The sequence below is a fragment of the Mitsuaria sp. PDC51 genome (genome assembly GCF_900113225.1).
Classification (GTDB): Bacteria; Pseudomonadota; Gammaproteobacteria; order Burkholderiales; family Burkholderiaceae_C; genus Roseateles.
This window is the reverse complement of record NZ_FOZE01000001.1, coordinates 120,352-134,022: the sequence shown is the minus strand read 5'-3', so window position 1 is coordinate 134,022 and position 13,671 is coordinate 120,352. Positions and strand designations below refer to the sequence as shown.

Genomic DNA, 13,671 nt, shown 5'->3' with positions numbered 1-13,671 from the left:
AGGGTGCGGCGACAATAACCGGTTGCCCACGCCCGAGCCGCCGCCGTGTCCATCGCCCCGCCCCCCACCCGTCCGCTGTCCGATCTGAAGAAGACCGGCCAGAAGGCGCTGACCGCGTACCGCCCGTTCTGGGCCAAGCGCTTCGGCCCCGCGCCCTTCCTGCCGATGTCGCGCGAGGAGATGACGCAACTGGGCTGGGACAGCTGCGACATCATCATCGTCAGCGGCGACGCCTACGTGGACCACCCCAGCTTCGGCATGGCGGTGATCGGGCGCACGCTGGAGGCGCAGGGATTCCGGGTCGGAATCATCGCGCAGCCGGACTGGAATTCGGCGGATCCGTTCCGGGCCCTGGGCAAGCCCAACCTGTTCTTCGGCGTGGCGGCCGGCAACATGGATTCGATGATCAACCACTACACGGCCGACCGGAAGATCCGCTCGGACGACGCCTACACGCCGGGCGGCGCCGCAGGCAAGCGGCCGGACCGCGCGACGCTGGTCTACACCCAGCGCTGCAAGGAGGCGTTCAAGGACGTCCCCGTGATCATCGGCGGCATCGAGGCTTCGCTGCGCCGCATCGCGCATTACGACTACTGGCAGGACAAGGTCCGGCGCTCGATCCTGGTGGATTCCAAGGCCGATCTGCTCGTCTACGGCAATGCCGAGCGCGCCATCATCGAGATCGCCCACCGCCTGGCGCAGAAGAAGCCCATCGAATCGATCACCGACGTGCGCGGCACCGCCTTCATGCGCAGGCCCGACGACGCGTCGCTGGACGGCTGGTTCGAGATCGACTCCACCGAAGTCGACGCGCCCGGCAAGATCGATGCGCTGCTCAGCCCCTACATGACGACCGAGGAAGCGGCCGCCGACCAGGGCACCGATTGCTCGAAGCAGCAGGCGCAGGCCGCGGGCGCGGGCGGCGCGGGCGGCGCCTCGGCCGCCGCGGCCGGCATGCCGGAGATCAAGCCGATCAAGATCGTCCGCCAGACGCTGGCCAGGAACGGCAGCGACGGCCGCGCGCTCGTGACGCCGCGCGACCGCACCGTGATCCGCCTGCCCGCCTACGAGCAGGTCAAGAGCGATCCGGTCCTCTACGCCCACGCCAACCGCGTGCTGCACCTGGAGACCAACCCGGGCAATGCCCGCGCGCTGGTGCAGCGGCATTCGTCGGGCGGCGTCGACCGCGACGTCTGGCTGAACCCGCCCCCCATCCCGCTGACGACGGTCGAGATGGATCACGTCTTCGACCTGCCCTACGCGCGCAGCCCGCATCCGGTCTATGCCGACGAGAACGGCAGCCACGACCACGGGACCAAGATCCCGGCGTGGGAAATGATCCGCTTCAGCGTGAACATCATGCGCGGCTGCTTCGGCGGCTGCACCTTCTGCTCGATCACCGAGCACGAGGGCCGCGTGATCCAGAGCCGCAGCGAGGACTCGATCATTCGCGAGATCGAGGACATCCGCGACAAGGTCAAGGGCTTCACCGGGATCATCTCGGACCTGGGCGGCCCGACGGCCAACATGTGGCACATCGGCTGCAAGAGCCCCGAGATCGAGGCCGCCTGCCGCAAGCCCAGTTGCGTCTATCCGGGCATCTGCCCCAACCTGCACACCGACCACGGCCCGCTGATCAAGCTGTACCGCCGCGCCCGGGCGCTGCGCGGGGTGAAGAAGATCCTGATCGGCTCGGGCCTGCGCTACGACCTGGCGATCGAATCGCCCGAGTACATCCAGGAGCTGGTGACGCACCACGTCGGCGGCTACCTGAAGATCGCGCCCGAGCACACCGAGGGCGGCCCGCTGTCCAAGATGATGAAGCCGGGCATCGGCACCTACGACCGCTTCAAGCAGCTGTTCGAGCAGGCCAGCGCCGCCGCCGGCAAGAAGCAGTTCCTGATCCCCTACTTCATCGCGGCGCATCCGGGCACGGCCGACGAGGACATGATGAACCTGGCGCTCTGGCTCAAGCGCAACGGCTTCCGCGCGGACCAGGTGCAGACCTTCTACCCGAGCCCGATGGCCACGGCCACGGCGATGTACCACTCGGGCAAGAACCCGCTCAAGAAGGTGACACGCGACAGCGAGCCGGTCGACATCGTCAAGGGTGAGCGCCGGCGGCGCCTGCACAAGGCCTTCCTGCGCTACCACGACCCGAACAACTGGCCGCTGCTGCGCGAGGCGCTCAAGGACATGGGCCGCGCCGACCTGATCGGCAACGGCAAGCATCACCTGATCCCGACCTTCCAGCCCACGGGCACGGACGGCGGCTACGAGTCGGCGCGCCGGAAGAACTCGACCAACGCCGGGCAGAAGGTCGCGCCGAACAAGCCGCGCGCCGGCCAGCTGCTCACGCAGCACACCGGCCTGCCGCCGCGCGAGACGGGCGCGGCTCGCGCGCCGCAGCGTCCGGCCGGCGCCGCCGCGCGACCGGCCGGCAAGCCCTTCGCCAAGCCGGCGGGCAAGCCGGGCGCGAAGCGCGGTCCGCGCTGACGCGGCGTCAGCGGGCGGGCGTCGAGGGGGACGTCGGGCAGGCGCCCGGTGTCGCGCTGTCGGCGGCCTCGGTCGCCGGCGTGGGCTTCACCCACTGCCACACCTTCCATCCCAGGCTCAGCCACGCCCACAGCCGCGCGATGCGGCCCGGCGGGCTGTCCGCGGCCTCGGGATCGCGCCGGCGGAAGGCGCGCGTCAGTCCCGCCAGGCCGCCCGCCGCGGCCAGCGCCGCCACCGTGCGCCACAGGCGCGGCAGGCTGCCCGCCAGGCGATAGAGCGCATGACCGCGTTCGGCCCATTGCATCGGGCGCTCGAGCGCCCGCGCCTCGTGCAGGAGCCCCAGGCGCAGCTCTGCGCTGCGCAATTGCAGCTCGAGCTGCCGCAGCTTCAGCCGCTGGCGCGCATCGCCCCACATCATGGCCGCGCCCCCGGCTCCGTCTCGGGCTCGAGCGCGCGCTGATCGCGCGCCAGCTCCGCCACGCTGGCCGCGAACGGCCGCCCCGCCGCCAACTGGCGCTTCGCCCAATACCAGCTGCCCACCGCCCCCAGCAGGAAGGCCGCGCCCAGGCCGGCGCCCAGCGGCGCGCGCCAGGCATCGGGCACCCACAGCAGCGCGGCGAAGACCAGCATCAGCAGCGCGGCCACGCCCAGCAGCAGCGCCAGCAGCAGCGCGGTCAAGGCGCCGAACAGGCGCAGCAGCTCCGCCTGCAGCTCGACGCCCAGCAGCTCCAGCCGCACGCGGGCCAGTTCAAGCGCCCGCTCGGCCATCCGCCGCAGCCGCTCCGTCAGCCCCGGATCGCGTGATTCCATCGAACGTCTCTCCTCTGTGTCCGGCCCCTCCGGTGTGCGGAAGCTATCACTGAATCGGGGGAAACGAGGGCGTTCTTTGTCCATACCGGCTCCAGGCCTTGGGCTACAGTGCGGTAACGCTTGGTTGCGCGGACCCCGCGCGGCCGGCCTTTCAAGGTTGATTCAATGCCTGATCGCCAGCACACGCACTCCGACGTCGTCGAGGACGACGACCTGCTGCAGTTCCTGGACGACCACGAGCACGCCGTCCTCGACGACCTCCCGCCACGCAAGCCCTGGCGGGTGCTGATCGTCGACGACGACACCGACGTCCACAAGGCCACCGAGCTGGCCATGCAGGGCCTGCAGGTCGAGGGCCAGCCGCTGGCCTTCCTGCATGCGAAGTCCGCGGCCGAGGCGCGCGCGCTGTTGCGCCAGGAGCCCGACATCGCCGTCGTCCTGCTGGACGTCGTGATGGAGTCCGACGACGCCGGCCTCCAGCTGGTGCGCCACATCCGCGAGGAACTGCGCCTGCGCGCCGTGCGCATCGTGCTGCGCACCGGCCAGCCCGGCTACGCGCCGGAGATCGAGACGGTCCAGGCCTACGACATCAACGACTACAAGACCAAGTCGGAGCTGACCCGCACGCGGCTGTACACCGTGCTGACGGCGGCGATCCGCTCCTACCGCCAGATCCGCGCGTTGGAAGCCAACCGGCAGGGGCTGGAGATGATCGTCGAGGCCAGCACCGAGCTCGGCCGCCAGCACGGGCTGCACCGCTTCGCCGAGGGCGTGGTGACGCAGCTGTGCGCGCTGCTGGGCACGCTGCCGGAAGGGCTGGTCTGCGTGCAGGCGCACAACGACGCCAGCGGCGATGCCCGCGTCATCGCGGCCGCCGGCCAGTACAGCTCGCTGATCAATCGCCCGCTGCACGCGGTGCCGGCGGGCAAGGTGCGCGACCTGCTGGCGCGCTGCCTGGCCGTCGGCCACAACCTGCACGAGGACGGCTGCACCGTGCTGTTCTTCGGCCTGCCCAGCGGCCGCGCCATGGCGGCGCTGGTCGAGGTGCAGCGCGAGCTCGACGAGCTCGACCGCCAGTTGCTGCGCGCGTTCTGCTCCAACATCGCCGTCGGCTTCGAGAACGTCATGCTGTACACGCAGCTGACCGACCAGGCCTACAACGACCCGCTGCTGCAGCTGCCCAACCGCACCCGCTTCATCGAGCTGCTCGAGCACAACCTCAAGTCGCCCGAGGGCATCACGCTCGCGCTGATCGACCTGGACGACTTCGCCGACGTCAACGACGCCTTCGGCCACCGCTTCGGCGACCAGGTGCTGCAGGCGGTCTCCCAGCGGCTGGCGCAGCGGCTGGGCTTCAACACCGCGATGGCGCGGATCTCGTCGAACGCCTTCGGGCTGCTCGGGCCCGACGACATGGTCAACGGCCACCGCATCGGCGGCGTCTTCGACGACCCCTTCACCGTCGCGGGCGAGCGCCTGCAGCTGTCCGCCACCACCGGGCTGGTGCGGCTGGCCCAGTCCCGGACGCTGGGCTCGGAACTGCTGCTGGACGCGCAGATCGCGCTCAAGCGCGCCAAGGCGGGCAACCGCGGCGCATCGCAATACTTTTCGCCGGAGATGGGCATCGACGCCCGCGAGCGCTTCAAGCTGCTCAAGGGCCTGCGCGCCAGCTTCGAGGAGCGCCGGCTGTTCGTCGTGTACCAGCCGCAGGTGGAGCTCGCCTCGCTGCGCGTCATCGGCGCGGAGGCGCTGCTGCGCTGGCGCACCGCCGATGGCAAATTCGTCCCGCCCGACCAGTTCATCCCGCTGGCGGAGCAGTCCGGCCTGATCGTCCCGATCGGCGAATTCGTGCTCCGCGCCGCCTGCCGCCAGGTGCGCCAGCTGCGCGATGCCGGCTACGCCGACTTCCGCATCGCGGTGAACATCTCGCTGGCGCAGTTCCGCCATCCCGCCTTCATCGACACCGTCCGGCGCGCGCTGGCCGATGCCGACGTGCCCGGCGCGGCGCTGGAGCTGGAGATCACCGAATCGATGGCGATGGAGGAGGTTTCGGCCGTGCTGCGCGTGCTGGCGGAGATCCGCGGCACCGGCGCGTCGGTCGCGATCGACGACTTCGGCACCGGCTTCTCGTCGCTGAGCCAGCTGCGGCGGCTGGACGTCGAGCGGCTCAAGATCGACCGCGCCTTCGTGCGCGAGGCGCAGAGCTCGGCGGCCGGCGCGACCATCGCGCAGATGGTGGTGAACCTGGGTTGCAGCCTCGGCATGCGGGTCGTCGCCGAGGGCATCGAGACCGAGGAACAGCGCCAGCACCTGCTGGCGCTGGGCTGTCACGAAGGCCAGGGCTGGCTGTTCGCCAAGCCGATGCCGGCGGAGGAACTCGATCGCTGGCTGGCCGCGCCCAAATCCTGGGCACTGGACCCCGCGCCCGCAGCAGCGACGGCGACGGCGGCCCAGCCGGTGGCGGGGGCGCCTTGCGTCGCCCCCTGTGCCGCGGCGTCCAGCGCCACGGCGTCGCCGATCAACGGCGGCTGATCAGCAGGCCCAGCAGCAGGCCCACGCCGGCGGCCACGCCGATCGACTGCCAGGGGTTGTCGTGCACGTAGTCGTCGGTCGCCTTGCTGGCGGCCTTGGCGCGCTCGACCGCGGCGGACTGGAACTCGCCCAGGCTGGACTTGGCGCGATCCAGCGTCGACTGCACGCGCGCGCGCAGTTCGGACGCGCCGGCGCTGGTCTGGTCGGCGGTGGCCCGCAGCAGCGACTCGGCGTCGGTCACCACCTGGTGCAGGTCGGACAGCAGGCGGTCGGAGGGAGAGGTCTTGGCCATGGGCGGGCTCCTTTTGGTCGGGTTGTGAGGATCAGGACGCGCATCGGCGCGGAACAAAGTCCGGTTGTACGTCTGCCGAGCAACCTCCGGCAAGTCGCCCTGACGGGTGTCCGACCGCGGCACACGGTTTTGACGATGCGCGAGGCTCGGTGGGTCTCCGGCAGATTTCGCTCCCGGCCTGGGCACCCATTGGGCGGCGCCAGCCGTTCGCTCATCCCGAGGAAGGGGGATCGTCGCCGCAAACGGTATAGCGGCGCACCAGGAAATAGCTGCTGCGCCGTTCCCCTTCGACGATCAAGACCTGGCCCTCCAGCGCTTCCAGTTCCGGATCGCGGAAGGGATTGGCGCCGGCGCGGCGCAGCACGACCCGGTCGCCGTCGTCGACGACCAGCAGCACCGCCAGGCGCTCGCTTTTGCTGCCGAGGTCCAGGCGCTCGCGGCACAGGCGTCCGCGCAGGCACTCGGCGGTGCCGTCTTGGGCGGCGTCGCGATCAGCGGGCATGCATGCGCCTCACATGGAGCAGCCGCCCGTCCTGCTCGGTCGCGATCAGCGCCAGCAGGCGGCGTTCGACCCAGCCCTTGTAGACATGGATCGCCCGATGGCCGGGGGCGCCGGAGATCCGGTAGCTGACCCGCGCGCAGTGCTCGGCGTCCAGGCCGGATTCCTTGAGCATGGGCCGCACCGCCTCGAGCACGGCCGGGGCCGGCGCCGCCTCGGTGGGCAGCAGGCGCGGCAGCGAGCGCGCCAGGTTGCGACCCTCGCGCTCCAGGCGCTCACGGCGCAGGCCGCGCACGCCGCGGTCCTCGACGGTGGCGAAGGCCTTGCGGAAGGCCTTGGTGCGGGCCAGCGCATGTGACACGCCGGCCACCGGCTGCAGCGACGGGTCGCCCAGCAGGTAGAACTGCCCCAGCGTCTTGAGGTCCATCGGGTCGAGGTGGGTGCGCTCGCCGGCGAATTTCTGACGCGCCTCCAGCAGCGCCCGGCCCAGCGAGGCCCCGGCCAGCACGCGTTGCAGGAAGTACTGGCACAGCAGGTCGGCGGAGCCGTTCCCGTCGCTCGGTCCGTAGGCGATGGTGGTGCTGCCGAGGAAGGCGCAGGCGCCGTCGGTCAGGTAGCGCAGGGCCATGGGCCAGTCGCCGTCGGCCAGCGCCGGATCGAAGAGCTGCGCGCCATAGCAGCATTCCGCGGCGACCACGGTGCCCGCCGTGACCCGGTCGCGCAGCAGCGCCGAGCGCATCGAGACCGGGAAATCCTCGCCCCGCTGGCCGTAGTACTCCGGCATGTCCGCGGCGCCGTGGCAGTTGATGAAGTGCATGCGCGGCGCCAGGTCCGCCTTGTTCCACTTCGGCCCGTCCGGCGGCGACAGGCGCAGCCCGTCCGCATGGCCGAAGGTGTTGGTCAGGCTGAGCCGCGTCGAGCCCTGCCAGACCTCGGCCGACAGCGCGAAGCTGTCCACGAAGGACGCGCGCGGCAGGCCCTTGTGGCGGGACGCCGCGCGGATCAGCTGCAGCAGCAGGTCGGGCCGCGTCGCGCCGGGCAGGTCGGGCAGCCGCCCGACGACCCGCGTCGGCCCGAGGAACCGGTTCGGATCGGTCGAGTAGGCGGCCTCGCAGGCATAAGGCAGGTCGCTGGGGACGATGCGGTCCTCGTCGCCCAGCTCGCCGCCGTGGGCCGGATTCTTCAGCGGCACCATCGGCAGCAGGTCGGGGCCGCCCAGCAGCATCAGGTAGTGGGGCTGGCGGGCGCGGGCCAGCGCGTCGATGGCCGTCTTCAGCGCCTTGGCGTCGGGCCGGGCCGGCACCGGTGCGGCGCCGTAAGGCTTCATCGCGGAGGCGAGGTCGACCGCCACCACCAGCGTGTCGACGCCACGCCGCTTGTCCGCGGTGGCCAACGCCTTCAGCGCCGCGTCGACCTTCGCCAGCGCGGTGGCGCCGTACTTGGCGCGCAGCGCGCCGCGATGAACGATGACCAGCTTGTCCATGTGAAGTCCCTCCCCGCCCGGGACGGCGCCCGGAAAGCCGGATCGTAGGCAGCGGCGGCGCGTGCGGCAATCCACAAGCTGGGGAGGCCTACGCCGGACTGTCATCAAGCCTGCATGCGGCCTTCGCAACATCCGGCCCGCCATGCAAACTTCTGTTACTCCTCCCCGCAAGACCGAGCTGGCGCGCCAGATGCTGGCGCCGGGCCAGCGCCAGTTGGCGCCCGCGTTGCGAGCGCTGCTCATCACCGTCGACGGCAAGCGCGACGCGCAGGAGTTGCAGCGCCTGGCCCGCGGGCTGGGCCTGGGCGACGACGGCCTGTCGCGGCTGGTCGACCAGGGCCTGGTGGAGCTGCCGCGGGCCCTCAAGCCCGCGGTGGCCGCCGCGGCACCGGCACCGGCACCGGCGTCGGCGTCGGCGTCGACGTCGACGGCGTCCGCGATCCAGGCCGTGGACGCGGACGAGGTCGCCGAAGCGGCCGCCCTGGCGCGCGAGGCGCAGGCGCGTGCCAAGCGCCTGGTCGCCACCAAGTTCTTCGCGCTGGACCTGGTCACGCGGATGCTGGCCGGCCGCGAGGGCGAGCTCCGTGACCTGGTCCGCCAGGTCGACACCGAAAGCCGCTTCCAGGAGTGGGTCCACCAGTGCTGCGAGCGCATCGAGGCGCATGCGGACGCCGAGCGCGCGGCGAAGTTCCGCGACAGCGTCGGCCAGACCCTCGCCGCCAGTTGAGCGGCCCGGACTAGCGGCCCGGCCGAGCGGGCCGCCCGCTAGGAGGTCAGCACGGCGACGTACAGCTGCGCGACCTTCGGGTACTGGCGCAGGACGCGGCTGGCGGCCTCGAGGGTGACGCCGGTGTCGATGTGGTCATCGATGAGCAGCGCGTTCCATCGTCCCGGGTTGCGGATCTCGTCGTGCAGCGAGAAGGTGGCGACGAGCCACCCCAGCGTCTCTTCACGGGTGGCGCAAGCGCGCGCCGCGCTGGCCTGCGGCGCCTTGAGCAGCAGGCGCTCGAACACCGGCACGCGCAGTTGCTGCCCCAGCGCGCGCGCCACCAGGGCCACGGGCTGCCAGGGCCGGGCGCGTGACGGCGGCATCGGCACGATGAAGCCGATCGGCCCGAGGCGCGGCAGCGCGCGGAGGCGCAGCGCGCGGGCCAGCGGCTCGGCCTTGGAGAGGTCGCCGCGGTGCTTGAGCTGGAACAGCGCCTCGCCGACCTCGGTGCGGGTGGTCGTGATGCGCGGCCGCCCGGCCGGGTCCTCGCCGAGGTAGGCGCTGGCGAGCAGCGTCCGGTCCAGCACATAACCCGCGGTCCAGGGGCCTTCGATCGGTCGCAGGGAGACATCCATCCGGCTGCCTTCAGGAGGTGGAAAGCCGGATGGGTTGGTCCACCGCACGGGTGGTTCGACACCGCCCGGAGAGGGATGTCGCCGCTCAGGCTTGCGGACGCCGGGAGGCGACGCCTATGCTGGATGTTTCCTCGATCAGGGAGTCGCCATGAAGCCCACGCCCGCCGGTTGGCCGCGTCTGTCCAGCGCCGTGTTCTACGAGAGCGCCGCCAAGGCCATCCCCTGGCTGTGCGAGGCCTTCGGCTTCGAGCTGCAGCTGCGCATCGACGGCGACGACGGCTCGGTCGTCCACAGCCAGCTGACCTTCGGCGAGGCGCTGATCATGGTCGCCGAAGGCGGCGAAGGACAGCACTCGCAGCGCTTCGGCATCCCGCTGCGCAGCCCGAAGGGCGTCGGCGGCGCCAACACGCAGAGCCTGATGCTCTACGTCGACGACGCGGACGCGCACTGCGAGCGAGCGCGCCGCGCGGGCGCCACCATCGTCCACGAGCCCAAGGTCGAGGACTACGGGCCCGAGTACTGGGCCGACAAGAACTACGGCGTGCTCGACCTCGACGGCCACCTGTGGTGGTTCGTGGAGCGCGTGCGGGGCTGACGGCGTCGGCCGGTCGATCCGGCGCGGAGGTAAAGAAGTTCGAACTCACCGCGCCTCCACGTCGCGCGCATGCTTTGGTCACGCGTCTCGGATGCATCCTGCACGAGGGCCTGAGGCCGTCTGAACCATTCCCCCTCCGGTGGGTTTGGTGGTCGATGGCCGCCAACGTACGCTTCCCGGCACGACATCCATCCCCGGGGCGGACCGCCCCTTTCCCACTCATGCGCAACGACAACTCCCGCTTCCGGACGCTCCTGTGGCTCATCGGCGCGGTCAGCCAGGCCCTGGTCGGGCTGGCGCTGCTCGGCATCGTGCCGGGCGCCAATCACACCGACGGCTGGTTTGCCCGCTTCGCCGGCCCGGTACTGCTGGCATCCGCCGTCTTTCAACTGGTGGCGCTGGCGCGCGGCCGCGGCAGCAGGCGCGACGCCGGTTGAGGCGGTTCAGGAGCGCGAGCCGCCTCCCGCGACGGCGGCCAATGGGCTCGGCGAGGCGGGGCCGCCTCGCGGCGATCAGCCCTTGCGCTTGGCCAGCACCGCCTTGCCCACGCGCGACACCGGCGGGCGACCCAGCACGCCCGAGATGAAGGCGCCCGCATCGACCAGCTTGTCCAGGTCGATGCCGGTCTCGATGCCCAGGCCGTTCAGCAGGAACACCACGTCCTCGGTCGCGACGTTGCCGGTCGCGCCCTTCGCATACGGGCAGCCGCCCAGGCCGGCCACGCTGGCGTCGAAGGTGTGGATGCCGAGCTCCAGGCAGGCATAGATGTTGGTCAGCGCCTGGCCGTAGGTGTCGTGGAAATGTCCGCTGACCTCGACCAGCGGGTAATGCTTCAGCGCCCGCTCCATCGCCGCCTGCACCTTGCGCGGCGTGCCCACGCCGATCGTGTCGGCGACGCCGAGGTGGTCGACGCCGATGTCCTTCATCAGCTTCACGACGCGCTCGACCTCGTCGGCCGAGACCTCGCCCTGGTAGGGGCAGCCGACCGCGCACGACAGCGCGCCGCGCACCTTGATGCCGGCCTCGTGGGCCGCGGCCACGACCGGGGCGAAGCGCTCGATGCTCTCGGCGATCGAGCAGTTGATGTTCTTCTGCGAGAAGGCCTCGGACGCGGCGGCGAAGACCACGATCTCATCGGGCCGGGCCGGCAGCGCGCCTTCCAGGCCCTTCATGTTGGGGACCAGCACGCTGTGGCGCACGCCGGGGCGGCGCTCGATGGCGGCCATCACGGCGGTGTTGTCGGCCATCTGCGGCACCCACTTCGGCGAGACGAAGCTGGTGACCTCGATCTCCTTCAGGCCCGCGTCCTGCAGCAGCGACACCAGCCGGGCCTTGTCGGCGGTGGCGACGGTGTCCTTCTCGTTCTGCAGGCCGTCGCGCGGGCCGACGTCGACCAGGGTGACTCGTGCAGGCAATGTGGTCATGGCGTGATCCTTGGGCTTCTGACGTATCGCGTGCGAGGTCTTCAGGCTGCCTGCAGCCGCAGCAGTTCGGCGCCGTCGCCGACCTGGTCTCCGACCGCGAAGAGCAGCTCCGCGACGACGCCGTCGCGCGGCGCGGTGATCGTGTGTTCCATCTTCATCGCCTCCATCACCGCCAGCGGCTGACCCTTGGCAACCGTGTCCCCCGCCTGCGCCAGGAAGGCGACCAGTTTGCCGGGCATCGGCGCGGTCAGCCGACCGCCTTCCGATCCCCCCTCGCCCGCATGGGCGATGACGTCGACCTCGGTCACCAGCGCCGAGCCGTGCGCGCCGAACACCGCCACCTGCTCGCCGACCTTGTAGGTCGACACCGCGACGCGCCGCTCGTTCAGATGCAGCTCATGCCGCTCCGGCGAAGCCGAGCGCACCGCCAGCGCGATCGCCTCCCCGGCCGCGCCGCCCGGCAGCGTCAACGACAGCCCGCCGTGATGGTGCCGCGACAGCAGCACCTGGTGATGCACGCCATCGACGTCGAGCTCGAAGCGCCGCTGCGCCGCGCCGAACAGGCGCCAGCCATCGCGGCGGCTCCACGGGTCGGCGGACTCGGTGGCCGACTCCTCGGCCAGCGTGTGGGCGACGACCGCGGCGGCGGCCTCGGCCAGCGGCAGCCCGGGCTGGCCGAACAGCGCGTCCTTCTCGCGCTCGATCAGCGCGGTGTCCAGGTCGGCATGCGCGAAGGACGCCGTCGCCGCGCAGCGCCGCAGGAAGGCGACGTTGGTGTGCAGGCCCACGATGTGCGTGTCCCGCAGCGACGCGTCCAGCAGCGCCAGCGCCTGCTCGCGCGTCTCGCCCCAGACGATCAGCTTGGCGATCATCGAATCGTAGAACGGGCTGATCGCGTCGCCTTCGCCCACGCCCGAATCGATGCGTACCGCCGCGCGGCGGAAGGCCTCGTGCGCCGGCCAGCGCGCCACCGACAGCGTGCCGGTCGCCGGCAGGAAACCGCCTTCGGGGTTCTCGGCGCAGATGCGGGCCTCGATCGCGTGGCCGTGCATGCGCAGCTCGTGCTGCTTGAGCGGCAGCGGCTGGCCCGCCGCGACGCGCAGCTGCCACTCCACCAGGTCCTGCCCGGTGATGGCCTCCGTCACCGGATGCTCGACCTGCAGCCGGGTGTTCATCTCCATGAAGTAGAACCGGCCGTCCTGCTCGGCGATGAACTCGACCGTGCCCGCGCCCTGATACCCGACCGCCTTCGCGGCCGCGACCGCGGCGGCGCCCATCTCGGCGCGGCGTTCGGCCGTCATGCCGGGCGCGGGCGCCTCCTCCAGCACCTTCTGATGGCGGCGCTGCACCGAGCAGTCGCGCTCGAACAGGTAGACGCACTCGCCGTGGCTGTCGCCGAAGACCTGGATCTCGATGTGGCGCGGCCGCTGGACGTAACGCTCGATCAGCACCGCGTCGTCGCCGAAGCTGTTGATCGCCTCGCGCTTGCAGGACGCGAGCGCGGCCTCGAAGTCCTCGTCCGCATGCACCGCCCGCATGCCCTTGCCGCCACCGCCGGCGCTGGCCTTGATCAGCACCGGGTAGCCGATGCGCTGCGCCTCGCGGCGCAGCAGCGCCGGGTCCTGGTCCGCACCGTGATAGCCCGGCACCAGCGGCACGCCGGCCTGCTCCATCAGGCGCTTCGATTCAGCCTTCAGGCCCATCGCCTGGATCGCCGCCGGCGGCGGGCCGATGAACGCCAGGCCCGCGTCCGCGCAGGCCTGCGCGAACTCCTCGTTCTCACTCAGGAAGCCGTAGCCCGGATGGACCGCCTCGGCCCCGGTGGCCTTGGCCGCCTCGAGGATGCGCTGCCACTGCAGGTAGCTGTCGCGCGGCGCGGGACCGCCGATGCGCACCGCCTCGTCGCAGGCATGGACGTGGCGCGCGCGCGCGTCCGCATCGGAATAGACGGCGACCGTCTTCACGCCCAGTCGGCGCGCGGTGGCCGCGACGCGGCAGGCGATTTCGCCACGGTTGGCGATCAGGATCTTCTTGAACACGGGTGTCTCCTCATGCTTCAGGTCCTCGGCGCGTCGCGGCTTGTGGCCGCTCGGCGCCGGGTGCGCCCGGACGGCGCGATGCGCTCGTCCGGGGCGGCGCGGCGGTCGGTGCCGTCGCGCCCGTCGGGTCGGTTCAGATCGGTGCGGCCCTGGCCGG

Annotated in this window: 13 protein-coding genes; 5 read left to right on the top strand and 8 right to left on the bottom strand. The window is 71.5% G+C overall.

Annotated features, from left to right (window positions below):
- The first annotated feature begins 45 nt into the window (after nucleotides 1-45).
- A complete protein-coding gene (locus BM393_RS00600; protein WP_404932362.1) occupies nucleotides 46-2,496 on the top strand; it encodes a YgiQ family radical SAM protein in 2,451 nt (816 codons plus the stop codon).
- A gap of 7 nt (nucleotides 2,497-2,503) precedes the next feature.
- Here the strand turns inward: BM393_RS00600 and BM393_RS00595 are convergent, their stop codons facing one another.
- Both BM393_RS00595 and BM393_RS00590 read right to left on the bottom strand, forming a co-directional pair.
- Nucleotides 2,504-2,914, bottom strand: coding sequence for a hypothetical protein (locus tag BM393_RS00595; protein ID WP_141225180.1), 411 nt, complete (start codon nucleotides 2,912-2,914; stop codon nucleotides 2,504-2,506).
- Nucleotides 2,911-3,306, bottom strand: coding sequence for a phage holin family protein (locus tag BM393_RS00590; protein ID WP_175538135.1), 396 nt, complete (start codon nucleotides 3,304-3,306; stop codon nucleotides 2,911-2,913). The genes BM393_RS00595 and BM393_RS00590 overlap by 4 nt, the downstream gene beginning before the upstream one ends.
- 165 nt (nucleotides 3,307-3,471) lie before the next feature.
- Between BM393_RS00590 and BM393_RS00585 the strand changes: the two genes are divergently transcribed.
- Nucleotides 3,472-5,838, top strand: coding sequence for a bifunctional diguanylate cyclase/phosphodiesterase (locus BM393_RS00585; protein ID WP_091720059.1), 2,367 nt, complete (start codon nucleotides 3,472-3,474; stop codon nucleotides 5,836-5,838).
- On the opposite strand, the gene BM393_RS00580 is transcribed toward BM393_RS00585, so the two are convergent.
- The 3 genes from BM393_RS00580 to BM393_RS00570 all read right to left on the bottom strand — a co-directional run bounded on the left by BM393_RS00580 (nucleotide 5,825) and on the right by BM393_RS00570 (nucleotide 8,112).
- Nucleotides 5,825-6,130 (bottom strand): YqjD family protein, encoded by a 306-nt coding sequence (locus BM393_RS00580; RefSeq protein ID WP_091720058.1) that lies wholly within the window; start codon nucleotides 6,128-6,130, stop codon nucleotides 5,825-5,827. The two genes, BM393_RS00585 and BM393_RS00580, sit on opposite strands and share 14 nt — an antisense overlap.
- A 211-nt stretch (nucleotides 6,131-6,341) precedes the next feature.
- Complete coding sequence (locus BM393_RS00575) at nucleotides 6,342-6,632, bottom strand: hypothetical protein (protein WP_091720050.1); 291 nt, start codon at nucleotides 6,630-6,632, stop codon at nucleotides 6,342-6,344.
- Nucleotides 6,622-8,112: a C25 family cysteine peptidase gene (locus tag BM393_RS00570; RefSeq protein WP_091720047.1), complete on the bottom strand. Its 1,491-nt coding sequence runs from the start codon at nucleotides 8,110-8,112 to the stop codon at nucleotides 6,622-6,624. Before BM393_RS00570 ends, BM393_RS00575 begins: the two co-directional genes overlap by 11 nt.
- 142 nt (nucleotides 8,113-8,254) lie before the next feature.
- Between BM393_RS00570 and BM393_RS00565 the strand changes: the two genes are divergently transcribed.
- Nucleotides 8,255-8,839: a hypothetical protein gene (locus BM393_RS00565; RefSeq protein ID WP_141225179.1), complete on the top strand. Its 585-nt coding sequence runs from the start codon at nucleotides 8,255-8,257 to the stop codon at nucleotides 8,837-8,839.
- Nucleotides 8,840-8,877: 38 nt separating this feature from the next.
- Here the strand turns inward: BM393_RS00565 and BM393_RS00560 are convergent, their stop codons facing one another.
- Nucleotides 8,878-9,456: a hypothetical protein gene (locus tag BM393_RS00560; protein ID WP_091720042.1), complete on the bottom strand. Its 579-nt coding sequence runs from the start codon at nucleotides 9,454-9,456 to the stop codon at nucleotides 8,878-8,880.
- Nucleotides 9,457-9,604: 148 nt separating this feature from the next.
- Here BM393_RS00560 and BM393_RS00555 point away from each other — a divergent pair, with 148 nt between their 5' ends.
- Entirely contained in the window at nucleotides 9,605-10,051 is a 447-nt protein-coding gene (locus BM393_RS00555; protein ID WP_091720040.1) for a VOC family protein, read from the top strand.
- A 221-nt stretch (nucleotides 10,052-10,272) separates the two neighbouring features.
- Nucleotides 10,273-10,488, top strand: coding sequence for a hypothetical protein (locus BM393_RS00550; RefSeq protein ID WP_091720037.1), 216 nt, complete (start codon nucleotides 10,273-10,275; stop codon nucleotides 10,486-10,488).
- A gap of 75 nt (nucleotides 10,489-10,563) precedes the next feature.
- Here the strand turns inward: BM393_RS00550 and BM393_RS00545 are convergent, their stop codons facing one another.
- Nucleotides 10,564-11,475: a hydroxymethylglutaryl-CoA lyase gene (locus tag BM393_RS00545; RefSeq protein ID WP_091720034.1), complete on the bottom strand. Its 912-nt coding sequence runs from the start codon at nucleotides 11,473-11,475 to the stop codon at nucleotides 10,564-10,566.
- A gap of 41 nt (nucleotides 11,476-11,516) precedes the next feature.
- Nucleotides 11,517-13,514, bottom strand: a complete 1,998-nt coding sequence (locus BM393_RS00540; RefSeq protein ID WP_091720030.1) for an acetyl/propionyl/methylcrotonyl-CoA carboxylase subunit alpha — start codon at nucleotides 13,512-13,514, stop codon at nucleotides 11,517-11,519.
- Between the last annotated feature and the right edge of the window lie 157 nt (nucleotides 13,515-13,671).